19 protein-coding genes are annotated in these 26,332 nt (G+C 45.4%); 10 read left to right on the top strand and 9 right to left on the bottom strand.

The genetic code is table 11. The features are described from left to right. Positions 1 to 169: 169 nt before the first annotated feature. Positions 170 to 1,153, top strand: coding sequence for an AAA family ATPase (locus AACU28_RS02765; protein WP_183091182.1), 984 nt, complete (start codon positions 170 to 172; stop codon positions 1,151 to 1,153). 3 nt (positions 1,154 to 1,156) lie between these two features. Further along, the gene (locus AACU28_RS02760; protein ID WP_121602293.1) at positions 1,157 to 2,875 is read left to right on the top strand and encodes a cobaltochelatase CobT-related protein; all 1,719 of its coding nucleotides are present in this window, start codon (positions 1,157 to 1,159) and stop codon (positions 2,873 to 2,875) included. A gap of 84 nt (positions 2,876 to 2,959) precedes the next feature. On the opposite strand, the gene AACU28_RS02755 is transcribed toward AACU28_RS02760, so the two are convergent. Together AACU28_RS02755 and pta are read right to left on the bottom strand one after the other, a co-directional pair. Beyond that, on the bottom strand, positions 2,960 to 3,724 hold the full coding sequence (locus AACU28_RS02755; protein ID WP_017081887.1) for a TSUP family transporter: 765 nt from the start codon (positions 3,722 to 3,724) through the stop codon (positions 2,960 to 2,962). Between the two features lie 68 nt (positions 3,725 to 3,792). Beyond that, complete coding sequence (gene pta / locus AACU28_RS02750) at positions 3,793 to 4,866, bottom strand: phosphate acetyltransferase (protein ID WP_121602292.1); 1,074 nt, start codon at positions 4,864 to 4,866, stop codon at positions 3,793 to 3,795. Between the two features lie 153 nt (positions 4,867 to 5,019). On the opposite strand from pta, the gene AACU28_RS02745 reads away from it, so the two are divergent. Together AACU28_RS02745 and AACU28_RS02740 are read left to right on the top strand one after the other, a co-directional pair. Beyond that, on the top strand, positions 5,020 to 5,808 hold the full coding sequence (locus AACU28_RS02745) for an IclR family transcriptional regulator (protein ID WP_004731927.1): 789 nt from the start codon (positions 5,020 to 5,022) through the stop codon (positions 5,806 to 5,808). Positions 5,809 to 6,012: 204 nt separating this feature from the next. Then, the gene (locus AACU28_RS02740; RefSeq protein ID WP_017091720.1) at positions 6,013 to 7,440 is read left to right on the top strand and encodes an NAD-dependent succinate-semialdehyde dehydrogenase; all 1,428 of its coding nucleotides are present in this window, start codon (positions 6,013 to 6,015) and stop codon (positions 7,438 to 7,440) included. 227 nt (positions 7,441 to 7,667) lie between these two features. Here AACU28_RS02740 and AACU28_RS02735 read toward each other — a convergent pair whose 3' ends face one another. Both AACU28_RS02735 and AACU28_RS02730 read right to left on the bottom strand, forming a co-directional pair. Continuing rightward, complete coding sequence (locus tag AACU28_RS02735; RefSeq protein ID WP_121602291.1) at positions 7,668 to 9,851, bottom strand: malate synthase G; 2,184 nt, start codon at positions 9,849 to 9,851, stop codon at positions 7,668 to 7,670. A gap of 174 nt (positions 9,852 to 10,025) precedes the next feature. Beyond that, positions 10,026 to 10,979, bottom strand: a complete 954-nt coding sequence (locus AACU28_RS02730) for a LysR family transcriptional regulator (RefSeq protein ID WP_017077357.1) — start codon at positions 10,977 to 10,979, stop codon at positions 10,026 to 10,028. Between the two features lie 141 nt (positions 10,980 to 11,120). Here AACU28_RS02730 and AACU28_RS02725 point away from each other — a divergent pair, with 141 nt between their 5' ends. Both AACU28_RS02725 and AACU28_RS02720 read left to right on the top strand, forming a co-directional pair. Further along, complete coding sequence (locus AACU28_RS02725) at positions 11,121 to 12,719, top strand: isocitrate lyase (RefSeq protein WP_017091722.1); 1,599 nt, start codon at positions 11,121 to 11,123, stop codon at positions 12,717 to 12,719. 252 nt (positions 12,720 to 12,971) lie between these two features. Further along, positions 12,972 to 13,550, top strand: a complete 579-nt coding sequence (locus AACU28_RS02720) for a hypothetical protein (RefSeq protein ID WP_121602290.1) — start codon at positions 12,972 to 12,974, stop codon at positions 13,548 to 13,550. 121 nt (positions 13,551 to 13,671) lie between these two features. Here the strand turns inward: AACU28_RS02720 and AACU28_RS02715 are convergent, their stop codons facing one another. Then, positions 13,672 to 14,064 carry a cystatin family protein gene (locus AACU28_RS02715; RefSeq protein ID WP_076648835.1) on the bottom strand — a complete coding sequence of 131 codons (393 nt, stop codon included), beginning with the start codon at positions 14,062 to 14,064 and terminating at the stop codon, positions 13,672 to 13,674. A 222-nt stretch (positions 14,065 to 14,286) separates the two neighbouring features. Next, positions 14,287 to 16,734, bottom strand: a complete 2,448-nt coding sequence (locus AACU28_RS02710) for a M9 family metallopeptidase (RefSeq protein WP_121602289.1) — start codon at positions 16,732 to 16,734, stop codon at positions 14,287 to 14,289. A gap of 447 nt (positions 16,735 to 17,181) precedes the next feature. On the opposite strand from AACU28_RS02710, the gene AACU28_RS02705 reads away from it, so the two are divergent. Then, on the top strand, positions 17,182 to 18,360 hold the full coding sequence (locus AACU28_RS02705; protein ID WP_121602288.1) for an acyl-homoserine-lactone synthase: 1,179 nt from the start codon (positions 17,182 to 17,184) through the stop codon (positions 18,358 to 18,360). Positions 18,361 to 18,372: 12 nt separating this feature from the next. Beyond that, the gene (gene luxN, locus AACU28_RS02700) at positions 18,373 to 20,979 is read left to right on the top strand and encodes a quorum-sensing autoinducer 1 sensor kinase/phosphatase LuxN (protein WP_121602774.1); all 2,607 of its coding nucleotides are present in this window, start codon (positions 18,373 to 18,375) and stop codon (positions 20,977 to 20,979) included. 143 nt (positions 20,980 to 21,122) lie between these two features. On the opposite strand, the gene AACU28_RS02695 is transcribed toward luxN, so the two are convergent. Beyond that, complete coding sequence (locus tag AACU28_RS02695) at positions 21,123 to 22,049, bottom strand: LysR family transcriptional regulator (RefSeq protein WP_121602287.1); 927 nt, start codon at positions 22,047 to 22,049, stop codon at positions 21,123 to 21,125. 130 nt (positions 22,050 to 22,179) lie between these two features. Here AACU28_RS02695 and AACU28_RS02690 point away from each other — a divergent pair, with 130 nt between their 5' ends. Beyond that, positions 22,180 to 22,968, top strand: coding sequence for a hypothetical protein (locus AACU28_RS02690; protein ID WP_004731951.1), 789 nt, complete (start codon positions 22,180 to 22,182; stop codon positions 22,966 to 22,968). A 106-nt stretch (positions 22,969 to 23,074) separates the two neighbouring features. Continuing rightward, positions 23,075 to 24,586 (top strand): DUF1214 domain-containing protein, encoded by a 1,512-nt coding sequence (locus AACU28_RS02685; RefSeq protein WP_102462631.1) that lies wholly within the window; start codon positions 23,075 to 23,077, stop codon positions 24,584 to 24,586. A 138-nt stretch (positions 24,587 to 24,724) separates the two neighbouring features. Here the strand turns inward: AACU28_RS02685 and AACU28_RS02680 are convergent, their stop codons facing one another. Beyond that, positions 24,725 to 25,363, bottom strand: a complete 639-nt coding sequence (locus AACU28_RS02680) for an RpiB/LacA/LacB family sugar-phosphate isomerase (protein WP_017085378.1) — start codon at positions 25,361 to 25,363, stop codon at positions 24,725 to 24,727. Between the two features lie 63 nt (positions 25,364 to 25,426). Beyond that, positions 25,427 to 26,188: a 2-dehydro-3-deoxy-D-gluconate 5-dehydrogenase KduD gene (gene kduD, locus AACU28_RS02675; RefSeq protein ID WP_017077347.1), complete on the bottom strand. Its 762-nt coding sequence runs from the start codon at positions 26,186 to 26,188 to the stop codon at positions 25,427 to 25,429. Positions 26,189 to 26,332 lie beyond the last annotated feature (144 nt).

The following is a 26,332-nucleotide window of genomic DNA, read 5'->3' as shown; positions in this document are numbered from 1 at the left end:
CGCGTCAACTTTTTATATTAAAATGGAACAATTCATTCTAATTAATAAAACTGGATCACATTATTGGTAGTTTTTCGTACAAAAAGTGCCGTTAACTTAAGAGGAGCTGTTAATAATCGATGACATATCGCGATAGCAGCGACAAGTGATGAGCTATATAAAGGGAAATATGATGAAAGAGGCGGAATTGGTACCAACGCAACCGGTAAGTGTGAGAGAACGCTTTGGCATCGACAGCAACCTAACCGTGATGGCATTTGAACATCCGGGTGAATATGTGCCGAAAGTCGACCCAAATTACTGTTTTGATCCTGAAGTGACGTTGGCTATATTGGCGGGGTTCACCTCCAATCGTCGCACATTGATACAAGGCACACACGGAACGGGCAAGTCGTCTCACATTGAGCAAATTGCCGCGAGATTGAATTGGCCGTGTTTGAGGATCAACCTAGACGGACACCTGAGTCGATTGGATTTCATAGGTAAAGACAGCATCGTCATTAAAGACGGAATGCAGGTGACTGAGTTTAAAGAAGGCATTCTTCCGCAAAGCATTCAACAACCCATCGCACTGGTATTAGATGAGTACGACGCTGGTCGCCCTGACGTGATGTTTGTGATTCAGCAGTTATTAGAGCAAGACGGAAAGTACACTTCTTTAGAGCAAAACCGAGTGATCACACCTCACCCTTCTTTCCGCCTGTTTGCTACCTGCAACACGCTTGGCTTGGGTAACTTTTCAGGTTTGTATTCGGGTACTCAAGTGCTTAACCACAGTCAGTTAGATAGATGGAACATCATCGCTACGCTCAACTATTTAGACCCACAACATGAAACCAAAATCGTGCTATCTAAGCTTCCGCAACTGAATAATGAAAGTGGCCGACAACTGGTCGAGAAAATGGTCGCTACCGCAGGGTTAACGCGTAACGGGTTTCGGGCTGGTGACCTTTCGACTGTGATGTCTCCGCGAACGGTGCTCACTTGGGCTGAAAACATCCAAATATTCGATGATGTAGCCACTGCATTTAGGTTGTCATTCTTAAATCGCTGTGAAGACGAAGAGAAAGAACTGGTTAGCGAATACTATTTCCGTTGCTTTGGTGAAGCCTTGGAAACGCATACTCAAAACTATTCGCACTCGGAGTCGTAAACCATGGCCAATGTTTCTTCCCAGCAGAAAAAGATCCTCGATATTGGTGTGTCTGTCGCCAGAGCAATCAGTGGTGAACTCAATCTGAACTATCGGGGAGAACGTCTCTATAAAGGCAATAGCCCCTGTTATTATCAGTCTGCGCATACTAACGATCTCACCTTTGTTTCTCGCCACGAGCTAAAAAACAGCAAGCTATCGATGCAGGGCAAGATCGATTCATCGGCACTGCGATTATTGCTTTCAGACGCTGACCTCCACTATTCACTACGCCCTCAAAACGAAATAGAACGTCTGCTTTACGACTTCTGCGAACAGGTCCGAATTGAATCTCAAGTCCCGCCTTATCTAAAAGGCGTGACCACCAGCATCCAATTCAACTTTGCGTATTGGAGCGACCAATATCATCAAAATGGCTTTACCGAATCACGAATCGGCATGTTGTTGTTTACACTGATGCAGGTCATCCACACCCGTTTAACCGGTGTTCCGGTGTCTGAGCCTATCGCTGAGACCATTGAATCGACTCGCGCCGGCATCGTGCCTACTTTCGGGTACAGCCTGAAGCGCTTAAAGCAACATAGAACCGACCAACAACAGTTTGCTCACTGCGCCAATGAGCTTGCTGCCCTTGCACAAGAGCTCATCAACCAAGAGCAAGAGAGCGATAGCTCGGCTACGCCAACGGTTGAAGAAGATATAAAAATCCTTGCGCAGCTTGCCCTTATCGTTGATGGCGACATTCAAGATGAAGACATCGATACCGACATCACAGGCAGTAGCAAGGTATTCGAGTTGTCGGGCGCCAATTATCGGGTCTTTAATTCAGAATTTGATCAAGTCATCGCCGCAGACAAACTCGTCAGGCGCGCCCTATTACTCGAACTGAGACAAAAGCTCACCGATGACATCATGGCGAGACAAGTAAACACTCGCCGTTTAGCCGCTATGCTCACCAGCTTTGTCGCCACGCCACAAAGGAACCGACGTCAGGATCATTTAGAAGAAGGCATTGTTAACGCCACCACCATAACCAAGCTCATCACTTCGCCATTGGATCGCACTGTCTTTTATCAACCTGATATCGGTGCATCTCATCAATGTGCCATCACGTTTTTGATGGACTGCTCAGGCTCAATGCAAAAGCACAGTCACAAGCTAAGTTTGTTGATGGACACCATTCTCAAATCTGTAGGATTGGCTGATATCCCATTTGAGATCATTGGCTTCACTACCAACAACTGGAATGGTGGCAAGGTCTATCGACAGTGGCTTAAACAAGGCCAACCAAAGCACCCAGGCCGCTTGAACGAAGTTCGGCACATCGTGTTTAAGGATTTTGATACGCATTGGAGACGATCTCGCCTTGGCATTGCGAGTCTTCGTAAAGCAGACGTCTTTAAAGAGGGGATTGATGGCGAAGCGGTGCAGTTCGCTAGTCAACGGTTGCAACAGCACAGTGCACAAAGAAAGGTTTTAATCGTGTTCTCAGACGGCTGCCCGATGGATACCGCCACCAGCACCGCCAACGATCAGTTCTATTTGGATAACCACCTCAAACAAGTGATTGAACGTGAGTCGATCAAAAACGGAATTGAGATTCATGGCGTGGGGATGGGAGTGGATTTGAGCCCATATTACCGCAACAACATTACCTTGGACGTACAAGAGAGCTGCTTGTTCGGGCTATGTAGGAGCATCTTTGAGATGCTAAAGCGCTGACGTGTCAGTGAGGAGGGTGTCATCAAGCATTAAACGAGAATCAAGCCCTCCTCCTTCAAAGATAATTTTGATAAAGAAAACGTTCTAAGCCAAAAACAACGACCATGCAGAGACCGCCATCAAGTACCCACCAATCAACATCAATACAATAAACACTAACTTTCTGAGTTGATCATTAGACAGCGGCGGTGGAAAGCGCCGAGCAAACATCGTGACAAGCGCTACCAAGGGAACAGCAATAGCAGATAACCACAGTATGCTCTGTTCCATGTCGCCTGCAGCGTAGACATTGACAGTACGCGACATCGACGTACAAGCGAAAACCATCAGCAGTGTGCTTCGCACCAGATCGAGCGTAAAAGGTTGCCGATAAAGATGATAAACAATCGGTGGACCTGCCATCCCAAACAACCCACCCGCTAACCCAGAGCTAAAGCCTGAGACAAGGAAAGATACGGTTGCCGAGCGATCCTTTCTGGTTTTAGGTTTGAACATAAAACTCAAACCTGCGAATAGCACCATCGCACCCAATAGTCCTCGGAGAATATGCGTTGCCGAATCGCTTAACTCGTCCAGCAAGTACACCCCCATCGAAACGCCGGGAATAATACCGATGACCAACACCACCAGAATCTTGAGTTCCCCAAGCAGTGGCTTACCCATCAATGCGACCAAGCAATTGAACAAGGTCACAATACTGACCACAGCGGCTATAACGGGTAAGGAAACCAGATTAAGGCTAACCGTTAAACCAATCACGATGATACCGAGGCCAAATCCGGTGACAGTTTGAAAATAGGTACCCACCGCGATGGTGGCAAGAATAGCGAGTAAAACAGGTAACTCCATCAGCAGTCCTAGTTAGGTTGTTTTTGGGGGTTGATTTAAATGTGAGTATCAGCTTCAGGAGCTAGATTTTAGTATCTAAAATCAAATGTCGATTCATCTCTTTTTTCAGAATCAGCCGCCACGTTAGTCTTTGAATTTGCTGTTTTTCCTTGCTGCGCTTGTACCGCGGTCACCGCGATCACATTAAAGATGTCTTGTGCGCTGCACCCTCTTGATAAGTCATTCGCAGGTTGACTCAACCCTTGTAACAGTGGACCAATCGCAACTGCCCCGCCTAACCTTTCCGCAAGCTTATAACCAATATTACCGGCTTCTAAATTGGGAAATATCAACACGTTCGATTGACCTTTCACCTCTGAATCTGGCAGCTTTTTCGCGGCAATCTCAGTCACAATCGCGGCATCGAGTTGAACATCCTGATCGACGGCGATTCCGGGACAACGCTGTTTCACTAGTTGAGCCGCGTTACGAACCTTATCGACCGATTCGTGCTTGGCACTGCCGTTGGTCGAAAACGACAGCATTGCGACTTTAGGTTCTTCCATCAGTAGCGTTTGAGCGCTGTTTGATGCGGCCACTGCAATCGATGCTAGCTCGGTTTCATTGGGGTTAATCACCAAACCACAGTCACTAAAAATCATGCCGCCTTTAAGATTATGGAAAGGCTCACACAACATCATCAGAAAGAAACTGGACACCAATTCACTGTTTGGCGCGGGGCCGATAATCTGAAGCGCAGCTCGCACCACATCAGACGTGGTATAAACCGCACCATTAACTGTGCCATCCACCAGCCCCTCTCTGACCATCAAATTGGCAAAAACGAGTGGGTCTAGAACCAGCTCTAGCGCATCATCGTAAGTCATACCTTTCTCTTTTCTTAATGTATACAACCGCTCAGCGAGCACTTCTTTGAGTGATGACGCCTGTGGGGAAACAATATGAATGCCTACAAGATCAATGTGATGCAATTCTGCAGCAGCGATGATCGCTGGTTCATCCCCGACTAAGGTGATGTAAGCGAGCTGTTTGTCTATCGCCATTCTTGCGGCTGCTAGTACTCGCGGGTCCTCAGCTTCACTCAAAACCACTCGCTTACGATCTAAGTGAGCCTTGTCAATAATCCGTTCAATCGCCTTCATCTTAAATTCCATTTATTGAGATTAATTGTTCCATAATTTATATTTATATTATTGGAATAATAAAAAAGGTCAAATTTTATTCAGATAATTGAAGAATAATGATTTGGTATGTACACTCTTAGGCATAGACATATCGCAAGGATGGATCATTATATGCAAACAGAAACACCACCAGTTCAAGGGGATACACCGACTCTCCGACTTTTTGCACTATTAGAGGTGATAGCGCAAAAAGACGAGTTTATTTCTCTTCAAGGATTAGTCGAAGAAACTGGACTGCCAAAACCTACGCTGCACCGAATGCTTCAGCAGTTAGAAGCGGCAGGCATTATTCAAAGAGACGGCGATGAGAAGCACTACAGCTCAGGTATTCGACTCAGAAAACTTGCCGAAAACCTATTGTTGAATAGCACAATGCACAGTGCCCGACGCACGATTCTCGAAAATCTGAGAGCCGAAGTTGGTGAAAGCTGTAACCTAACGGCGCTATCAAGTGGTGAGATCATCTATCTTGATCGCGCAGAAACTGAAGCACCCCTTCGTTTTCATCTACACCCAGGTTCTCGCGTCCCGGTGCATTGCTCAGCAAGCGGAAAACTGTTTTTGGCGCACATGTCTAAGTCACAGCGCAGACGATTAATTGAAAATGTGCCACTGACTCAATACACCGTGAACACCATTACCGACTATTCAATGTTAGAGAAAGACATCGAAGAAGCGAAAATCCAAGGCTTTGCGATTGATGACGAAGAATTTTTGCCGGGCTTAGTCTGTATCGCCGTGCTGATCCCGTCATCTACGGGTCAATCAAACCTCGGCCTAGCGATACAAGCGCCTGTAATTCGAGTCAAACCTGATGAAGCGATCAAGTACCTACCCGCTCTTCAAAAAGCAGCAAAAGCGCTCGCTAAGATAGAGTCTGATAATTGGAGTCAACAATAGGTCATTTTCTTAGACCGCTTCGAGTGGCTATCGCTTCGAAAGCAACAACTTAAGCACGGACGAACTAGCAAACTAACGAGCTAACGAGCTAACGAGCTAACGACCACTATCTTCGACCAATCAACGGTTGGTCGAAGTCATTTGAACACTCGCCAACCCGCATATAAGCAACACGTCTAAAGTAATCACAACAAAGGAATCACGATGCTAAACATTAAGAACCAGCACTTACTCTCTTTTATGGTGACAGAAGCGAACAACGCAGTTGCAGTCACAAATCCAGCGACAGGTGAACTCGTCGGACACGCACCTATTTCATCACAAGCAGAGTTAGCAAACGCGATTGAACGTGCTCATGTTGCACAGAAAGAGTGGGCCAAGGTTCCAGCTAAATCTCGTGCTGCATCACTGCACCGTTGGCACCAACTGATCCTTGAAAACAAAGAAGATCTGGCTCGAATCATGACGATTGAGCAGGGTAAACCGTTAGCAGAAGCGACAGGCGAAGTCGTGTATGGCGCGAGCTTTATTGAGTGGTTTGCAGAAGAAGCCAAGCGTACTTATGGTGATTCTATTCCTAGCACAGTCGCTGGCAAACGCTTGGTGACCATCAAGCAGCCTATTGGAGTCGCGTGTGCAATTACGCCATGGAACTTCCCTATTGCAATGATCACTCGTAAAGCAGCACCTGCCCTAGCCGCTGGTTGTAGCTTTGTCGTAAAACCTTCAGATGAAACACCGCTTTCTGCGTTTGCTGTGGTTGAACTGGCCTATCAAGCGGGTATCCCGAAAGATCTATTACAAGTGGTGCTTGGCGACAGCCCTGAACAGATCGGTGAACTTTTCACATCACACCCACGGATCAAAAAGATCTCTTTTACTGGTTCGACTCGAGTCGGCAGTATCTTGATGGCTCAAGCCGCACAAGGCATCAAGCGCACCTCAATGGAGCTCGGTGGCAACGCACCTTTTATTGTGTTTGACGATGCCGATATCGACGCGGCGGTTCAAGGCGCAATGGCGTCGAAATTCCGCAATGCGGGACAAACATGTGTCTGTGCAAACCGATTCTACGTTCACAGTAAAGTGTACGATGAGTTCGTGGCTAAATTCGATCAAGCGGTTCAGCAGCTTAAGATTGGTAACGGTTTAGATGAGGGTGTCACCATTGGTCCTGTTGTCAGTCAGAATGCGAAGAACAACATCCAAGCATTAATAGACAGAGCGGTAGAACAAGGCGCGACACCTGTGACGCCAACTCAAGAGCTTGATGGGCTTTTCCTTCAGCCTGTTATTTTAAAAAATGTGAAACACAGCATGGACATTGTTCAGCAAGAGATCTTTGGCCCTGTCGCTCCTGTGATGCAATTCGAGACAGACGAAGAGCTTATTGAGATGGCAAACGACACCATTTATGGATTAGCGTCGTACTTCTACAGTCAGAACATTCATCGAGTATGGAATATCGCAGAGGCACTTGAGTACGGTATGGTCGGTATTAATGATGGCCTCATCTCAACCGAGGTCGCGCCCTTCGGCGGTGTTAAGCAGTCAGGTATTGGCCGTGAAGGCGCAAAAGAAGGCATCGATGAATACATGGATATCAAGTATCTGTGTTTTGGTAGTAACTAGGTCTCGGAAGTAGTTAGGCTTGGTCGTAACTAAGCCTGACTCTTAGGCATCAGCAAGCTTAAACATCGAATAGCCCTACTAACACCTCTCTTCTGAGATTCCCACGCACACCAAAAAAACAGCAAAAAAAAAGCCGCACTATAAAAGCGCGGCACCTTGGGCTCGGTTAAAGGGGGTTTCTTTTTTTAGTATTTTACATTCTCTGTTTTTGTTATTGGGTTGCTTATCTATCCCTGCGCTTTCAGTTTTAGACGCATAGCATGCAGAACTGGCTCGGTGTAACCACTAGGCTGAGCGCAGCCTTCGAATACCAACTGACACGCTGCTGAAAATGCAATGCTGTTTTCAAAGTCAGGTGCCATATTACGGTAGCTCGGGTCGCCAGCGTTTTGCTCGTCAACTACTGCGGCCATGCGCTTCATGGTTTTCATTACTTGGGCTTCATTACAAATCCCATGACGTAACCAGTTCGCAATGTGTTGGCTCGAAATACGCAGCGTAGCGCGGTCTTCCATCAAACCTACATCGTTAATATCTGGCACCTTAGAACACCCGACGCCTTGGTCAATCCAACGAACTACGTAGCCAAGAATACCTTGCGTATTGTTGTCCAATTCGTTTTGGATATCTTTCTCAGTGAGCTTTTGATTACCTAGCAATGGGATAGTCAGAATATCATCAACGTTCGCTCTCACACGCTCGCGAAGCTCTTTCTGACGGCTAGGAACACTCACCTTGTGATAGTGCAGAGCATGCAAAGTCGCAGCAGTTGGAGAAGGAACCCAAGCAGTATTTGCGCCAGCTTGAGGATGTCCGATTTTCGCGTCCATCATTTTCGCCATATTGTCTGGCTCTGGCCACATACCTTTACCAATCTGGGCTTTACCTTGCAGGCCACAAGCTAAGCCAAGATCAACGTTCTGATCTTCGTATGCGCCAATCCAAGTCATGGTTTTCAGCTGTGTTTTAGGAGCAAATGGTCCCGCTTCCATACTAGTGTGAATCTCATCACCCGTTCGGTCTAAGAAACCTGTGTTGATGAACACAACACGATCTTTAGCCGCTCGAATACATTCTTTAAGGTTAACCGAAGTACGACGCTCTTCGTCCATGATGCCAACTTTGATCGTGAATCGATCTAGCCCTAATGCATCTTCAATGCGACCAAACAACTCATTGGTGAACGCGACTTCTTCAGGACCATGCATCTTAGGTTTTACAATATTTATGCTGTTCGCGGTCGAGTTTTGGTAAGCACTGTTGCCTTTTAAATCATGCATCGCGATTAGCGAAGTGATCATGCCATCCATAATGCCTTCAGGCACTTCATTGCCTTGAGCATCAATAATGGCAGGGTTGGTCATGAGGTGGCCCACGTTGCGGATGAACAACATGCTGCGACCTTTCAGCGAGATCTCGCCTCCCGTCACACTGGTGTATTGGCGATCTGGGTTTAGGTTACGAACGATGGTTTTGCCGTTTTTCTCTAGCGACTCTTGTAAGTCACCTTTCATCAAGCCTAACCAGTTACGGTAAGCCAATGCTTTATCTTCACCATCGACCGCAGCTACTGAGTCTTCGCAATCCATAATCGTAGTCAGTGCCGATTCCACCAGCACATCTTTAATACCAGCCACATCAACGCTGCCAATTGGCGCACTCGGGTCAATTTGAATTTCGATATGGAGATTATTGTGCTTAAGCAGAATGCTTGAAGGTGCACTTGCATCACCCTGGTAACCAATGAACTGGTTGCGATCGATTAGAGTGACTTCTTCGCCGTTATCTAAGGTCGCTGTCAGTGTATTGCCAATGCTGACGTTGCTGATGCTGTATTTGGTGACGTCTTTATGAGAGACACCGTTTAACGGTGCAGCGTCATCAAGAAAACCTCGAGCGTAGCTCACCACTTTAGCACCGCGTACCGGGTTAAAGCTTCCTCCCTTTTCCGCGCCGTCACTTTCACTGATGACATCGGTTCCGTAGAGCGCATCGTATAAACTGCCCCAACGAGCGTTGGCCGCGTTAAGTGCAAAACGTGCATTCATAATAGGTACAACAAGCTGCGGACCCGCTTGTGTTGCAATTTCAGGCTCAACGCTGGCGGTCGTTACTTGAAAGTCATCACCCTCAGGAACTAGGTAGCCAATCTGCTGTAAGAACTGTTTGTACTCGGCCGCATCTAGCGTTTGTCCCGCACGCTCTTGGTGCCAAACGTCAATTTGATGTTGAAGATCTTCACGCTTGATAAGCAGTGCGCGGTTCTTGGGAGCCAAGTCTTCAAGGATAGTTGCAAATGATTGCCAAAAGTCTTCAGCGACAATGCCTGTTCCAGGAATGACCTGCTCATTAATTAATTGGTAGAGGGTGCTATCAATGTTCAAGCTTCCCTGTTGAATACGACTGCTCATAAAATCTCTCTCAAACTAACTGATGACTACTCATTAAATCTACGTAACTGGCTTAAATTCACGTTACTAGCTCAAATTTACGTTACTAGATTAAACTTACGCAACGGACATAAATTTAGCTAATTTATGCCGGTTATATTGGATATTCATATAAAAAATACCTTACAAACTATGTTATTCCGTCACGCCACTCTCGATTTCATTGGCGACACTTTTAATCAAACGACGCATCCACTGGTGGTCTGGATTGGTTTGTAACAATGGACTCCACGCCATCTTCACCTCAAAGGGTTCAATCGCAAATGGCGCAGGCTTGATCAACAATCTAGGGTTATTGCGCTGCAGTTGAGCGGCTTTGGTAGGAATAGTCAGGATCAGATTCTTCTGTTGTGCGAAGAGAATCGCCGACAGGTAGTGTCGTGTGAACACCGTGATATTGCGCGTTTTACCAATTCGCATTAATGCTTCATCTATCCAACCTAGCTTTTGCGCTTCGCTTGGGTTGATCCCAACCCCCGTTCCCATACCCGTCTTACTTACCCAGATATGTTGCGCCTTTAGATAAGACAAAATATCGAAGTTGTCGGCTATTGGATTGTCACAACTAAATAGGCAAGAAAACCCGTCGTGCCAAAGGCTCATTTGGTGGAACGACTGTGGAATATCGTCAAATCGATTGATAATTATATCAACGGTACCTTGCTCTACATCCTGATAACTCACGTCACTTGGCGTCATGATATCCAGTCGTATTTTCGGCGCGATCTCGCTTAACCTTTTCAGAAGGGGTTGAATAATAGTCGACTCAGCGTAGTCACTTGCCATGATACGAAACACGCGTTCACTGTCTTCTGCATTAAATTCCGTGGTCGGCTGCAGTGTCTTCTCTACATTAACCAAGATGTTTCGAATCAGTGGCTGCAACTTATGTGCTCGCTCGGTCGGTATCATCCCTTCACTGGTTCTCACTAACAGCGGGTCTTCAAAAAGATCACGCAGTCGGCGTAGGCCATTACTCATGGCTGGCTGAGTAATACCCAGTTGATTTGCTGCACGCGTTACGTTTCTTTCACGTAGCAACATGTCTAAATACACAAGTAAATTAAGGTCTACACGAGCAATATTCATAAGAAAAATACCGAATATAATAACTATAAATTAACAAAATTATCACATACATGGTTATTCTTTGTCCATGGTTAGATTTAATCCAAATCAAATGACCTCGCCAAATTGGCCAACATGTCCACGTGAAACTAAGGAATAGTTATGTCGCAAATTACACAAGATATCGAAAAGATTGAAGTTGCAAAAAGCGCTGCTGGTGCTCCATGGGATGCAATTAACCCTGAATCTGCAGCCCGTATGCGAGCTCAAAACAAATTCAAAACAGGTCTGGATATTGCGCAATACACGGCAGATATTATGCGTGCAGACATGGCGGCTTACGACGAAGATAGCTCTCAATACACTCAGTCTCTGGGTTGCTGGCATGGTTTCATCGGCCAACAAAAGCTGATTTCGATTAAAAAGCACTTTGATGGCAAGACAGACCGTCGTTACCTATACCTTTCAGGTTGGATGGTCGCGGCACTTCGCTCTGACTTCGGTCCACTTCCAGACCAATCAATGCATGAGAAAACCTCGGTTGCTGGCCTAGTAGAAGAGCTATACACCTTCCTACGCCAAGCAGATGCTCGTGAACTAGGTGGCTTATTCCGTCAACTAGATGCGGCACGTGAAGCTGGCGATGTGAATCTACAAGACCGAATCCAAGACAAAATCGACAACCATGTAACACACGTAGTGCCAATCATTGCCGATATCGATGCTGGTTTCGGTAACGCAGAAGCGACTTACCTAATGGCTAAGCAGATGATTGAAGCGGGCGCATGTTGTCTACAAATCGAAAACCAAGTAGCCGATGAGAAGCAATGTGGTCACCAAGACGGCAAAGTAACGGTTCCTCATGCTGACTTCCATGCAAAACTTCGCGCACTTCGTTACGCTTTCCTTGAACTAGGCATCGACAACGGCGTTATTGTTGCTCGTACCGATTCACAAGGTGCAGGTCTAACAAAAGAAATCGCCGTAGTGAAAGAACCTGGCGACCAAGGTGATATCTACAACTCATACCTAGATGTTGAAGAGATCGATGTTGCTGATATGGCTGAAGGCGATGTTTGCTTCAACCGTGACGGCAAGCTAGTTCGACCTAAGCGTTTGCCTTCAGGCTTATACCAATTCCGCGAAGGTACAGGTGAAGACCGCTGTGTATTCGACTGTATTGAAGCAATCAACGCGGGTGCTGACCTTCTTTGGATTGAGACTGAGAAACCACACATTGGTCAAATCAAAGAGATGATGGATGGCGTACGTGAAGTTCACCCTAACGCTAAACTGGTATACAACAACTCTCCATCATTCAACTGGACGCTAAACTTCCGTCAACAAGCATACGATGCACTGGCAGCAGAAGGTAAAGATGTATCAGCTTACGACCGTGCAAGCCTAATGAGTGCGGAATACGATGAAACGGAACTGTCTGCAAGCGCTGACGAGAAGATTCGTACATTCCAAGCCGATGCATCACGTGAAGCGGGTATTTTCCACCACTTGATTACACTACCGACTTACCACACTGCAGCGCTGTCTACTGACAACCTTGCGAAAGAGTACTTCGGTGACCAAGGCATGTTGGGCTACGTTGCGAATGTTCAACGTAAAGAAATCCGTCAAGGTATTGCCTGTGTTAAACACCAAAACATGTCTGGTTCAGACATGGGTGATGACCACAAAGAGTACTTTGCTGGTGAGAATGCACTAAAAGCAGCAGGTGAAGCGAATACATCGAATCAATTTGATTAATCGCTAGCACTTTTGATTAGTCGCTAAGACTTTTGATTAATCGCTAACACTAAAGCCTCCCCCGCCCTTCTCTCTTACTTAGGTAAGATCCGGGGGAAGGCTTTGAGATAAAGCTACTACTGCCAGCTTTATCTCAAAGCCTCAGATTTGTGTTCCACACCACGGTTAACCGAACAACTTCTGTTTAAGCTAACTGTATCCATATTTGTTCAGATTCCTATTTGTTGAGATTCTTATTTTTTGAGAGTGCCTATGACTTCAATACCGACACACCTACAAGATGCAAAAACACTGTTATCAGAAAATGGTTTCGCAACGGGTGATACTTGGTATCACGGCACATCTTCAGCTTTACTCGCGTCTATTCAAGGTCAAGGGCTTAAGCGCTCTGGAGACAAAGCGCTCAACGAGGCCGCTTCAAAAACCATGGCAACGATTGGCAATAACTACACAGAATCCGTTGAACCCGTCTTCTTAACTCAGAGTAAAGAACTGGCGTATTACTGGGCTCAGCAAACCATTCGCGAGCGCAGCACTCGTTTTGAGGGTGAAGAGCAACCTATCGTGTTAGCCGTCAATCTATCTGACAAACAACAAGCAAAAGTCAGACCGGATGTAGGCGCAATGAGCCTGTTGATGATGAGTGTTGGCGAGCAATTCATGTCTCACCTCACCGAGATCTATCAAGAGAACGACATTGCAGGCCCCGACATTGAGCTTCGCACAGCCGATCGCATGGACTATCTGAATAAACTTGGGATGGCCTACATTGATGAAGACATCAGCCGAGCTTGTGTTCAAGAGTTATCGGAACCCGCATTGGCAAACTAGTAACGTTTAAAAACGCCTCTAAGTAGAATAAAAATGGCTCCTAATTAGGAGCCATTTTTTATGTGCGAAGTTATTTACATGCTAGTTAATCAATAGACCTGTTAATTTATGGACCAGTAATCTATAGACACAGACGACCTTGCTGTGCAGGTTGCGTCATTTCAATGTCACCTTGTAGCGAGCGATACACAACGGTATTCCACACTTCACCATTATCCATTTCAAACTCGATAGCATAGTTCAAACCCGCGACAACCTGAGTTCGAACACTCAAGATCTGTTTGAGCTTAGCAGAGGTGTTCATTTGGCCAAGAACGACGTCTAACGCTTGCTTAGCTTGTGGTGTGATATCACTTTGCGACCAACCACCCGTCAGATTTTTAGTGCTACAAATCGGATTCGCATTCTCTTGTGATTGAACTGGAACCTCAGATTTCTGACTGCATCCTGCTAACACAGCGACACTAAGCAAGGTTGCTACTCCAAGTAATGATGTTAATCGTACTTTCTTCATAAATTCTCTCTACCTCTGTCATTCACGAGGCGTTACCCACAATGATGTTTCATATGCAGACAAGCTTAAACCTCGAATGTCATCACTTCATCAGAAATTATGCTGTAGCGCTCCCCTAAACACAGAACACTGTCAGAAAAACAAAGCCGAGCACTCATGCTCAGCTTTTTATCTCAATGGCTTAAATATCATTGATGATAAAAAGCCATTGAGGTTAGTGTCTTAATGAAAGTACACCAACATCTCGACATCATCCCCTTGTTGTTCAGCACTAAGTAAGAAGTGCACATAGCCTTCTTCTGTTACAGGGATTTGTAGGTACTCATTGCTACCACGGTAATCAGACGCATAGTCATGTTGCCCTGCCGTTGGCCAATATGAGTGACTGGCGAACAGATCAACGTTGCCTCGATTTGGTTGCTCAGTATTCTTATCGTTCAACCACACTCGAACCTCTTGTACGCCCTGTGGTACATAGACTGCTGCATAACGTCGTTGGTGCACAGTCAATACTTGAGCCTGACCGGATTCCAATACTACAGGCGTTAAATCATCTTGTTCTTGTGTTGGTGGTATTGGAGTTTCTGTTTCTAGCGAAGCCAACAGTGCCACATCATTGAAATCGGTACGCCCCGCAATACTCATGTAGTAGCGTCCCGGTTTGATATAACCTGATGCCTCTGGTTCAAACGTCACATGCTCATTGCTGCCGTTACCATATTGGCTGAATTCAAAATCATAGTAATGCGCCTGTTTGTTGTAACTCACGTAGAGGTCAGCATCACCTTGGCTTTGTCCTAGAACATGACCTTCAATAGAAACCTCGAAATGCTTGGTGTTCTCTGGCACATCAACATAAAACAACTGCTCGCTATACGCCTCTCCGTTCAGCACCACGCTTTGGTTCGCGACAAGCACAGTGAACTTCTCGGTGGGATCAGTAGGCTCTCCTGGGTTCGGATCCGGGGTTGGTATTTCAGGCTCGGTTGAGACAGATTCTAACCAACGTTCAAACTCACCATTGTATTGTTGCCCAAACACTTTCACTTGCTGCGCCCATTCGGCAAACTGACCAGAACGAGACAATGCCAATAAGCTTTCCACGTCTTGCGGGTGTTCTTCCATCATAAAGCGCACCGCTAAGTAACCCCATCGGTAGATACGATTAGAATCGTGGGAGTAAGTGGTTGCAAACACATCCGGCAGACTCATTTTTCCACTAGCAATCAAATTAATCGCGGCATCGTAGCCTTTCTGGTAATGCATGAACTCGGCAAAACCTTCTAGCCACCACACCACATAACCATGAGCCAAATTGTCACTAAAGGAACCATACTGGTTAAAGCGCGCATCGAGATAGTGAGTATACTCATGCTCTAAATTGAGAATAGAAAGGTCATCGCCATTGGCGTAACGGTAAGCCACAAAACGTGCCACGTTACCCACTTCAGCAGGGTTTCCTTCTAAATACTGACCGCCGTTATCGGTGGTGTTTCCAAACAAGAATGCAGAGTAATCGGTGTAGCTGCCTTTACTGCCAAATACCGCCACTTCAACGCGGTTGTTGTTATCGTCGGCTACAGGTTGTTGGCCCGTATTCGCCACTTGATGAAACTGTGCTTCTTTGGCCGCCAACACATCACACGCTTCAATGGCTTGTGACGCACTCAAGTCTTGAGATCGAATAATGGCAGGCCCTTGGCATTCATGACGATTAGGTAGAACACGCATCGCTAAATCACGTTTTGCTTGCTCAAGATCCAATCCGTTTAAGCCTTCAGGAGCGTAATACCCCATCATCTCAACCGCTGCTAACCAAAGTTTGTCGTGCTCACTGCCAAGCGGGTTTTGTGCCATCACTTGCTGCATAACTCGCAACGCTTTGTCTTTAGTTTCTTTGTTTGGGCTTGCAAGCAAGCGACCTGTTTCACGGACTGCGTTATAAACAAGAAAGCCGGCATCAGTATCCAGTGCCCATGAGTTATCACGAGCGAACGCTGCAAGTGTATCGATATGCTGGGTATGACTCGCCATATAATCGTAAAAATCATCTCTAGCCGCGTGACCAGCCATTGCTCGAAACAGATTGTTTAGCCCGTCGACCCATTGTGAGTCTTGCGCGGTCTCTCTATTGAAATGACTCAGTGCCGCAAGTTGTGCATCCATTGTGAATGGCAGTTGCTTTACGTTATCAACCATTAGCGTCAGGCTTTTCATTGCGCCAACTTGTTCACGACCTTGGTCTAGCGCATTAGGATTAGTAAGGAAGGCAATGGTTGACTGAGCAAACCGCTGGCTCAACGCTTCACTGAAGTCTTGTGCTTGCGCGTTATAGCGAACGTAATAAGCCGCACGAACAAACTCACCAAGGTTTTCTAGCCTGCGAGCTTGTTCAGGTTCGCCTCGATAACGGGCAATTTCTAGGTTCAGCGTAAATTGAATGAGACTTAAGCTCGCTTCGCTGTAGATATTGTTCAATGAACTTTCATCTGCCGAGAACCAAGCGCTATAACAAGCGTTGTCTGCTGCTGAAACTGAAGAAGCAAGATCAGATGCCTGTTGAAGATCAGCAACATCACATTGATTTTCGGCAAAAGAAAAACTAGAAACACTGGCGATCATGCAAGCAAGCGCCAAACGATGACGTGGGAATAAACGGGGATGAGACATACGGCACTCATTAGTTAATTGTATATTTAGGGTCGCCGTTATATTACTTACAACTAACAAGGTTAATTTACTTGCATATGATTTATGAGATTGGTTCAAAAAATAGATATTTCACGTTATTTTATAAATTCAAAAGTTTATGCTCGACTTAACTACACTTGGATCAAATACAGGAATAACCATCACAAACTGTTGATAGTAATGTATTTTATTCTTACATGATTTAGTCAATATATGACAAGCCTATGTTGTTAAGGGGCCGTGCAAGTAGTAGAATCTCGCCCGATTATGCAACTTATCCCTCAAGTAATAGGCTCAAGTAAAGTTACGGCAGACTCGCTCCAAGTAACATGACTCAAAAAAAATACTAAAAAAATTTGTGTCCTGTAGACAGTGCAGATCGAATAAAAATAATTATATAAACCTAGGCTAGGTTCGGTTAATCAAATGAAAATAACGTCGTCTTTAGGCTCACTGTTGGCTAGCAGTCAGTCTATCGAAATAAAACAGCGAGCTCTGATAGAGCTCGTCATCAGTACCTATCAGCCACACGAGCGCACTGCTCTTTTCCAAAGCGTGACAGAATATCGTAGAAGCCAATTAGAATTGCTTTTCCCTGAGCATCAAAACAAAAGCTATTCAGTATTGTTTGAGGTGATGGACTACCGCGATCTGATTCAGCGCTATCCAAACACACTATCTGCAGAGGTTGCTCTTCTAGAGCAGGCCGTAGGCCAGTGCTATATGCATTGGCTAGATTTCTGGTGTGAGTGCGAAATTGCTGCGATCAAAGCAAAATCGCCATTGAACACCAAGTCCCCTTCTCCTGTCGATCTGCCCATTAAAGATAGTGCCTACTACGGTGCAATCGTTGAACACATCGAAGATGCTCAACTTGTAGTGCAAACGCCCTGTCACCCACAAGGAATGTCAATCAGCGATGCCATCGCCTTAAGTAATCTTGAGGTATTCATCAAGGGCGAGAAATGGTTTGAGATGCTGCCTTTATTACACCTTTCCCAGGCAGGTAAGCATTTTATTCTACTCAAACATCCAGTTGATGAAGCCTTTCCGACACTGGTTTCCTCTGCGCTGATTCAAGATTGGTCAAAGAGTGATACGTGGTTAAGTTACGCGCCCCCGTTCAGCAATGAGCAATGGCACTACTGTTTACCCAATCACGGTTACGACGAACTGGCGAAGCTACAACTGTTCACACCGCCTACACTGTCAAAGTGTTACTCTCTGCCAGAATTTGACCAGCAATTCCAGTTACAATTGTCGGCTAAACACGCCCTATGTGAAGTACTGCGTCTGACAGTCAGTGGCAAGACTCAACAAAAGCTCTATTTCCTCTATCTTGCTCAAAAAAAGATGCTTAGTTTACTGTATCAAACAGGCTATAAAATGGGCTTCACCATTATAGACCAACCTTTGATACTCAATTTTTACAAAGCAATCGGACCAAAAGCATATTTACAACTAGGGTCTTGTGACCTGAACGGAAATAACTTACAGACTTACCGCGGTCTATGGAATATTGAACTGATGCTTTTAGCATTCGGTCGCGTCAACTTTCATGACTATAGACGCTGTCTTCGTGAAAATAAAAACACAGCATGGTAGAAAATAATGAACATGTTTGATTTCGGACTAGAGGCAATAGTCTATGCGAAAGCAATAACACTGCTTGCAACTGTAGCCATCGTCGTGATGTGGTTACTCTACTACTGCTATCGCCTTAGACAAAAGAACAAAGTTATTATTGGAACACACCATGCCCCTTACATCGCGTATTCGATCTGTATTGTTGCGTGGATCTGCAGTAACGCCTACTTCCATACCGACTTATTACCAGAACTTGGGGCCTCAGCCGCCGTATACGCAGCAAAATTGGCCAACCTCGCCTCTTTCTGTGCGTTTGCCTTTGCCTATTACTTCTCGTGTAAACTCGCAGCCGAACAACGTAATAGTAAGGTTCACCCGTGGCAACAAGCCATTTTTGTCACACTGACTGTCTATTCCTTCTTTATCAATTTAAGTCCGGGATTAACCGTTGAACATGTCACGATTGCTGGCCCAAGCGAGTTCGTTATTGAGTTTGGCCCGTACACGCCGTACTTTTTTACAGGAGTAATAAGCTTAATTATCCTGACGCTACTCAACCTGGTGGCCATGCGTGCCAACAGTAGCAAGTTAATATTAGCCAAAACCAACTACATGATTACAGGCATTTTGGTTTTCATGCTGTCTACTGCAACAGTTCATATTGGTATTGCCTATTTCATCCGCGACTTCTCACTCACTTGGCTGCCACCAGCCTTGTCGATCAGTGAGATGTTGTTCGTTGGCTATGCTCTACTGACCTCTCGCTTCTATAGCGTGAAATACCTTGCGTACATGAGCTTAAATACGTTGTTGGTGTGTGCAATTTTGGTGATACCTTTTGGCGCGATATTTATCCCACTGACAGACGATAACCAATGGCTCATTGCTATCCCGATCTGCGCGGTTATCGGCATCACTTGGCATTTACTCTACAAACGTGTGAGCAACTACGCCTCCTTCTTTATCTACGGAAACAAGAAAACGCCAGTACAACAGATCCTCGCGCTAGAAGAGGATTTCAAGCTATCAATTGATGATGCAATGCGTCGTTTGGGTAGCCTACTGCAAATTCCAGAAGATAAGCTACGTCTAGTTAACAGCAACTACAACGAAACCTTCTACGAAGATTATCTGTCTACTAACAAGTCCGTTTTAGTGTTCGATGAGTTGTCTCAGGAGCTTGATTACACCGCACCAGCCAAGCGCTCAATCAAAGCCCTGTATGACAAAATGAGCTCCAACGATACCGCTTTGGTGATGCCTCTATTCGGCCAGGGTAAATCGGTCACGCACTTGTTAGTATCGTCACACAAGAGCAACGATCAGATGTTCTCTAACGAAGAGATCTCTGCCCTGCAAACCTTGTTAACTCGAGTACAAAGCACTATCGAAGCCGATAGACGCATCCGCCAAAGTCGTGCCCTTGCTAACTCAATCGCTCATGAAATGCGTAATCCACTGGCTCAAGTGCAATTGCAATTTGAACTACTAAAACAGCACATTGATAATCAAGCACCAGCGAAACAGATCTTACTTGATATTGAGAACGGCCAAGCTGCGATTCAACGTGGTCGACAGCTGATTGATATCATCTTGCGAGAAGTCAGTGACAGCTCACCCGAGCATGGACCAATCACCATGACCTCTATCCACAAGGCCGTGGATCAAGCCGTCAGCCATTATGGCTTTGAGAACGAGAAGATCATTGAGCGAATTCGTTTACCACAACATGCTGATTTTGTGGCAAAACTGAATGAAACCCTATTCAACTTCGTTATTTTCAACCTGATACGTAACGCGATCTACTACTTTGACTCTTATCCAGACAGCCAAATTGAGATCAGCACCAAAACTGGGGCTTACGAGAACGTCCTCACATTCCGTGATACCGGCCCCGGCATTGACGAAGCCATCGTTCATAAGATCTTTGATGACTTCTTCTCTTACCAAAAAAGCGGTGGTAGTGGATTAGGTTTAGGCTACTGCCAACGTGTGATGCGTTCATTTGGTGGCAAAGTTGAATGCCATTCCAAACTTGGCGAGTTTACTGAGTTCCATCTGTACTTCCCTGTTGTGCCCAATGCACCCAAAGCAGACGCACTTCGTACACCTTACTTCAATGATTGGAAAAGTAACCAAGCCGCAACTGAAAACAAAACCAACGTAGACGCGAAGCCAGACAACCAAGCGGCAACGCAAAATTCAGAACCAACAAGCACGCTAACCCCAGGGAATCATTTGGCTCCAACCGTACTGATCGTCGATGATAAAGAAGTACAACGCACGCTTGTTCAAATGTACCTGAGTCGACTTGGCGTCAATAGCTTGCAAGCCAAAAACGGTGAGAATGCCGTCGAGCTGTTCAAAACACACAAGGTCGATTTGATCTTAATGGACGTACAAATGCCAATAATGAATGGTTTTGACGCAAGCCAAATTATCAAGGCACGCTCTCCTCAAACGCCAATTATTGCTTTGTCTGGCGAATCAGGACAACACGAGTTAGATATGATCAGCAAGTTGATGGATGGTCGCCTAGAGAAGCCAACCTCTTTGAAGGCATTGCAACACGCTCTGGACAACTGGCTAGAGAAAGGCTGGGCGTCAAACGCTTCTAAAGAAACAGAAAGTGAATAACTGGCTACGGTAAAGCGGATCAATGGTTAAACAAATCAATAGTTAAATAGTTAAATAGTTAATAAAAAATGCCCTCAAGAGATGTATTGAGGGCATTTTTTGGTCAACTCATTGAATCAATTAAAAACAATCACAGTTAAAGCTTACTGATGGTTGGCTTCAACCATCGCCGTTTCGATCAAATCCAGTAACCATTTGTATTTGGCAGAGTGTTGGTTTTTCTTATGAAGATAGGCAAATACCTCCATTTTCTCTGCATCTTCTTCTAATCCTTCAATCACAATCGAGCGCAATACTCCCTTGTGCTGTTCGATCACCGGAGGCATGCAGGGTGCGATCATATTGGAATGCTTAATCGTTTCTATTAACCCAACAACTGACGTCGTTCGAAGCGCCATATTAATCGATTTACCTTGGCTTAAAACTTCTTCTTCCAATCGCGAGTGTTTGTTTTGGTCGAAGTAAGCAAGGTCAACATGCGCAAATGGAAAGGACAACAAATCATCAATCTGTGCTACATCCTCTTTAAAAGGATGGTCGACTCTTACTGCCAATACAAATTTTAGGGTCACGAGAGGCACAGCAATGATCTCGGCGGGCAGGTTTTCAGCTTCAAAGTGAATAACAAAATCAATCTCGTCACTCTTCAGTCTTTCCAGTGAATCTTGGGAGCTAGTATGACTAATCAACCTCGAAAGTGGACTTTCATATGAGAGTTGATGAAACAGAGAGGGTGTTAACCAAGGCAAAAGGTGCGGGTTCGCCTCTATCTTAAAATCTTCGCTTAGTTCGGCAGGAGTAAACTGTTTACCCTCTTCTATCGCCGTGACCAGCCCGTCCAATAGTGGAAAGACACGTCGATACAGTTCATCAGAATAAGGCGTCGGGAGAAACTGCTTATTGGACAAAACAAATAGCTCTTCACCTAACGATTCCTTAAGCTTTTTGACGCTTTGGCTTACCGCTGGTGTCGAGACAAACAGCTTTTCAGCTGCTTTGCGCAAGCTTTTTTCCTGATACACCACCACAAACACTTTCAATAAGTTCAAATCGACATTATTCAGTTTCATACCCGAACCATAAACCACTACTTAACGAATGGTTAAGTTTATATGAATTAACTTAACGATGTCCACTTTGTATAGTTACCTCACCTTCACGCAGTACACGGATGTAGTGAGATAAATTTATGAGGCATCTATGTTATTACAACGTTCAATCCTTTCTCTAACTCCTTTGTTTCTGGCAAGTGTCGCGTTCGCGGAAGAAGCCGAAATTCAAGATATGTCAGACCCGTTAGCCGTCTATACACAAGGTGGCTTCGGTTACACAGACAAAGGCTTAAACCTGAAAATCGGGCAAACCTATGACACTGGTAGCGATACGACCATGGGTATGAATGTCTTCGAAGTCAAAGGCATCGCTGGTGAAGCCATTGGTTGGAATAACCGAGGCGCAGATGACAGTATCGATTCGATTCGTTTCAGAAACTTCGGCGTAGACTTAACCAATGGTCGAGGCACACAAGTCGATATGTCTTGGGATTTCGATAGTAATCAAGGTAGTGCGTCATACAGCTTTATACAGGCTCTTCCACAAATGGGCATGTTTAATTTCTATCCGCTTGCGGGTGTTGGTGTTGCTGCAGGTGAAGAGTTGGTAGAAGGTTCTGGAGGCAACCTCGACGCAGATCAACTTCGCGACCGCTACAACATGCACGGTACCTTTTACGTGGCGGGTATGTACGCAAAAATGCAACTTACCGACAAGATTTGGTTGAACTATAACCCTATGTATTTAGGCACAATGTCTGGTTCATCAACGTTCAAAGATTATGGATTCGAGGGCAGTGATTCTGTACTCGCACATGAGTTTGCTGCGAGCTACCAGATTAACCCAAGGGCGAACGTTCGTTATTTTGCAAACTGGACAGAAAACACCAGTATCGAAGACGGTGATCACCGCATCGAATTTAACTATCAGTTTTAAGCAGTCACTTTCTGCTTGGATGAGCTCTTTCAGTTTGAACCAATGATTTCGGTTCGACGAGCCATTCCCGTTTTGACGAATAATTTTGAGTTTTTGAGGACACATTATGAATATGATATCTAAAGCCTTTGTAGGTAGTTTCACTTGCCCACTACGCTCTGCTGCCATGCTAGTTTCTGTAACAGCCTTGTTTTCAGCCACAGCGATAGCAGGCAACGGTGATGCGACAGAAACGATCCAAACGCGTGCAGGTGACTTTACTTTCGAAACCGACTTTCTTCATGGCATTCCAACACAAGAAAGCTCAGCAAAACTGTTTGAACTGATGGACTATCAACGCGCGTCACAAGCTTACATTTGGTCCGTGCCTTTGGTGTCAAACTACGCATGGAAACAAGCCTATGCCGACATGGGTGCAGAGGATGGTCAAATTACTTATGTTGAGTCTCATGAATCTAAGCTAGGAGGCTTAACTTACAACACCTCTACGCCTTACGCGATTACTTGGTTTAACGTAGAAAAAGAGCCCGTTATTATAGAAATCCCCACAAATGAACTGCGCGGCGCAGTACACACCATGTGGCAAATCGGTATTTCTCAGATGACTGAGCCGGGCGTCTACGTGGTAAAAGCCAAAGGGTCTGAAACACCGAGCAACCTGCCAAAAGGCGCTAAGGTTTTTGAGTCAGACACCAACTATGTTTTCTTGGGTGTTCGCTTAATGGCAGATTCAGACCAACAACGTATGAAAGACTTAGAAGCATTAAAAATTACTGACCTTAACGGCAAGCCACTGAGCGATAACGGCGTGAACTTCCCTGAGCGTGGTGAAGATGCTAAGCACCCACGTGGTATGGCATTTTGGGAAACGTTGAATGAAGCGATCCAAGCCGAACCGGTGGCAGAGCGCGATCGTATGATGTACGACATGTTACGCCCATTAGGTATTGAAAAAGGCAAAGCATTTACTCCATCAGCTCAGCAGCGTGACATCTTAGAACAAGCTGTAATCATGGGTGAAGCTATGGTCAAAAACATCGATTTCAACAAAACAGAACGTCTACCACATGCGGCTTACGGTAAAGAAGGGAATTCGTGGGAAATCGCAACGGCTTCAACACCAAACCAAGACCGTCACTATGGTATGGATCTCGATGGACGTGCAGCTTGGTTTTATGAAGCCGTCACTAACGACATCGCAATGCATGGATTTGAGAACGGCGGTTGGGGACAGATCTACCTAGACAACTACCGTGACGACAATGGCAAAGGGCTAAATGGCAGTAACCACTATACTTTGACGCTAGATGGAGATGTAAATTTCGCCGATTTGTTCTGGACAATTACAGTCTACAACGTAGAGAACCGCGCCATCATCGACAACGATATTGAACGTGCCGACGTGGGTTCAAACATCGAAGGAACGGTCAAAGACGCACAAGGTAATTACACCTTCCACTTCTCGCCAACTAAGCCAGCAGGTGTGAATGAAGCGAATTGGGTGCAAACTCGAGAAGACGAAAACTGGTTTGTTTACTTCCGAGCCTACTCACCAAGTAAAGCATTTGTAGCGCAGCAGCCAGAGACCTTATTGCCTAACTTTAAGCGTGTGGACTGATCATCTAGAGCGAATCACAGATCATTTATCTATGCGTCTAAAAACTAACAGGCCCATAGAGTAAAAGAAAAGAGGAGCCTCAGAGCTCCTCTTTTTCTTTTCTATCTTCACTAATAACCGGGTAAGACCTTGATAGGTTTAATCTAAAAGTGAACGAACGTAGTCTGCAATGTCTGGGTCTTGGCAATGATCAAACAAGCATTGTTGGAAACGCTCACTGCCAACCGCTGTTTTCACGAGCTCTTGGTCGATTGCTCTTAGAGAATCAATAAAGTTATCTTTCACCACCGCCGCTTTCACTTCATTCAAAATTGCTGCGTTACGTTGCTGTGGTTCTGCACGTTCTAGTGGATACCCATTACCACGCTCGCCTGTGAACGCTTTTTCAAAGATATAACGAATGTTGAGTTCACCTGCCCAGCCAAAGCCTTTAGCAAAAGCGAGAGCGAGAGCATTACCGTTATTGATTTGGTTAAACAAGAAAGCATCTGATGGCTCTAGGCAGTAACCACAAACCACACCCGGATGCAGGTTCAATGACATCAAAGCACCTTGCCCTGTTCCACATCCCGTCACAACAAAGTCCACAGCCTTTGAGTTGATGAGAATACTCGCCATGATACCTAAGTGGATATACGTTAAGTGGTGATCATTCTCGTCGGTCATACCTAGATTAAAAACGTCATGACCAATGCCACCCGCCACTGACTCTAGCTCAGCTGCAACCATGGCATTTTTACCTGCCTGACTGTTTTCCATCATTAGTGCGATTTTCATTTATGTTCTCCTGCAAGATTGCTGCAAATTTAAAATTCTTAACCGTGTTTGTTACAAGGTCAGTTAACGAGCTAACCAACCACCATCAACAGCAATGGTATAGCCGTTAATGTAATCCGATGCTGATGAGGCTAAGAACACACAAGGACCTGCGATATCTTGCGGTTTACCCCAACGTTCAGCCGGAATACGCTCAAGAATCGCTTGATTGCGCACAGCATCTTCACGCAGAGCTTGAGTATTGTTCGTTTCCATATAACCGGGTGCTATCGCATTCACATTGATATTGTCGCGCGCCCATTCGTTCGCCATCGCACGTGTCACTCCCATCACAGCACTTTTTGAAGCCGTATAGGAAGGAACTCGAATGCCACCTTGGAATGAGAGCATCGATGCAATATTAATGATCTTTCCGCCAGTGCCTTGAGCCTTAAACTGCTTTGCAACAGCCTGAGACATAAAGAACACAGTCTTAGTGTTCACGTTCATTACGTCATCCCAATCTTGCTCTGAGAACTCAATAGCATCTTGGCGGCGAATAATTCCTGCATTGTTCACGAGAATGTCGACTTGGCCAAACTCAGCCAAAGTGCGCTCTATAACCTCTGGAATGCACGCTTGATCGAGAAGATCAGCACTCACGTTTAGGAACGAATGACCTGCTGCACTCATTTTCTCAATAGTCTCTTCAGGTTCTGTTCGGTTAACACCGACAACCTTACAACCAGCTTCCGCTAGGCCTAATGCAATACCTTGCCCAAGCCCCGTGTTGCAGCCAGTCACTATCGCTACTTTACCTTCCAGACTGAATGACTCTAAGATCATGCTCGCTTCCTCAATTACATTGGATTCATTGCGTATCATTACTACCAATAATTAAATCATACAATAAGATGTAAATGCGAGAACGATGTTGTAGAAGTTCGATCTTGCACCAAAATCAGTCAAGCAAGTTGAAACGAGCACCAC

Origin of the sequence: Vibrio sp. SBT000027 (assembly GCF_963894355.1) — a bacterium.
GTDB classification, from domain to species: Bacteria; Pseudomonadota; Gammaproteobacteria; order Enterobacterales; family Vibrionaceae; genus Vibrio; species Vibrio splendidus.
Note: the sequence above shows the minus strand (reverse complement) of the source record. Positions and strands in the feature narration are given on the sequence as shown.

Bases quoted from the DNA above. Each gene is read 5' to 3' on its own strand.
- AACU28_RS02765 (WP_183091182.1), top strand. From the start codon at position 170: ATGATGAAAGAGGCGGAATTGGTACCAACGCAACCGGTAAGTGTGAGA.
- AACU28_RS02760 (WP_121602293.1), top strand. From the start codon at position 1,157: ATGGCCAATGTTTCTTCCCAGCAGAAAAAGATCCTCGATATTGGTGTG.
- AACU28_RS02755 (WP_017081887.1), bottom strand. From the start codon at position 3,724: ATGGAGTTACCTGTTTTACTCGCTATTCTTGCCACCATCGCGGTGGGT.
- pta (WP_121602292.1), bottom strand. From the start codon at position 4,866: ATGAAGGCGATTGAACGGATTATTGACAAGGCTCACTTAGATCGTAAG.
- AACU28_RS02745 (WP_004731927.1), top strand. From the start codon at position 5,020: ATGCAAACAGAAACACCACCAGTTCAAGGGGATACACCGACTCTCCGA.
- AACU28_RS02740 (WP_017091720.1), top strand. From the start codon at position 6,013: ATGCTAAACATTAAGAACCAGCACTTACTCTCTTTTATGGTGACAGAA.
- AACU28_RS02735 (WP_121602291.1), bottom strand. From the start codon at position 9,851: ATGAGCAGTCGTATTCAACAGGGAAGCTTGAACATTGATAGCACCCTC.
- AACU28_RS02730 (WP_017077357.1), bottom strand. From the start codon at position 10,979: ATGAATATTGCTCGTGTAGACCTTAATTTACTTGTGTATTTAGACATG.
- AACU28_RS02725 (WP_017091722.1), top strand. From the start codon at position 11,121: ATGTCGCAAATTACACAAGATATCGAAAAGATTGAAGTTGCAAAAAGC.
- AACU28_RS02720 (WP_121602290.1), top strand. From the start codon at position 12,972: ATGACTTCAATACCGACACACCTACAAGATGCAAAAACACTGTTATCA.
- AACU28_RS02715 (WP_076648835.1), bottom strand. From the start codon at position 14,064: ATGAAGAAAGTACGATTAACATCATTACTTGGAGTAGCAACCTTGCTT.
- AACU28_RS02710 (WP_121602289.1), bottom strand. From the start codon at position 16,734: ATGTCTCATCCCCGTTTATTCCCACGTCATCGTTTGGCGCTTGCTTGC.
- AACU28_RS02705 (WP_121602288.1), top strand. From the start codon at position 17,182: ATGAAAATAACGTCGTCTTTAGGCTCACTGTTGGCTAGCAGTCAGTCT.
- luxN (WP_121602774.1), top strand. From the start codon at position 18,373: ATGTTTGATTTCGGACTAGAGGCAATAGTCTATGCGAAAGCAATAACA.
- AACU28_RS02695 (WP_121602287.1), bottom strand. From the start codon at position 22,049: ATGAAACTGAATAATGTCGATTTGAACTTATTGAAAGTGTTTGTGGTG.
- AACU28_RS02690 (WP_004731951.1), top strand. From the start codon at position 22,180: ATGTTATTACAACGTTCAATCCTTTCTCTAACTCCTTTGTTTCTGGCA.
- AACU28_RS02685 (WP_102462631.1), top strand. From the start codon at position 23,075: ATGAATATGATATCTAAAGCCTTTGTAGGTAGTTTCACTTGCCCACTA.
- AACU28_RS02680 (WP_017085378.1), bottom strand. From the start codon at position 25,363: ATGAAAATCGCACTAATGATGGAAAACAGTCAGGCAGGTAAAAATGCC.
- kduD (WP_017077347.1), bottom strand. From the start codon at position 26,188: ATGATCTTAGAGTCATTCAGTCTGGAAGGTAAAGTAGCGATAGTGACT.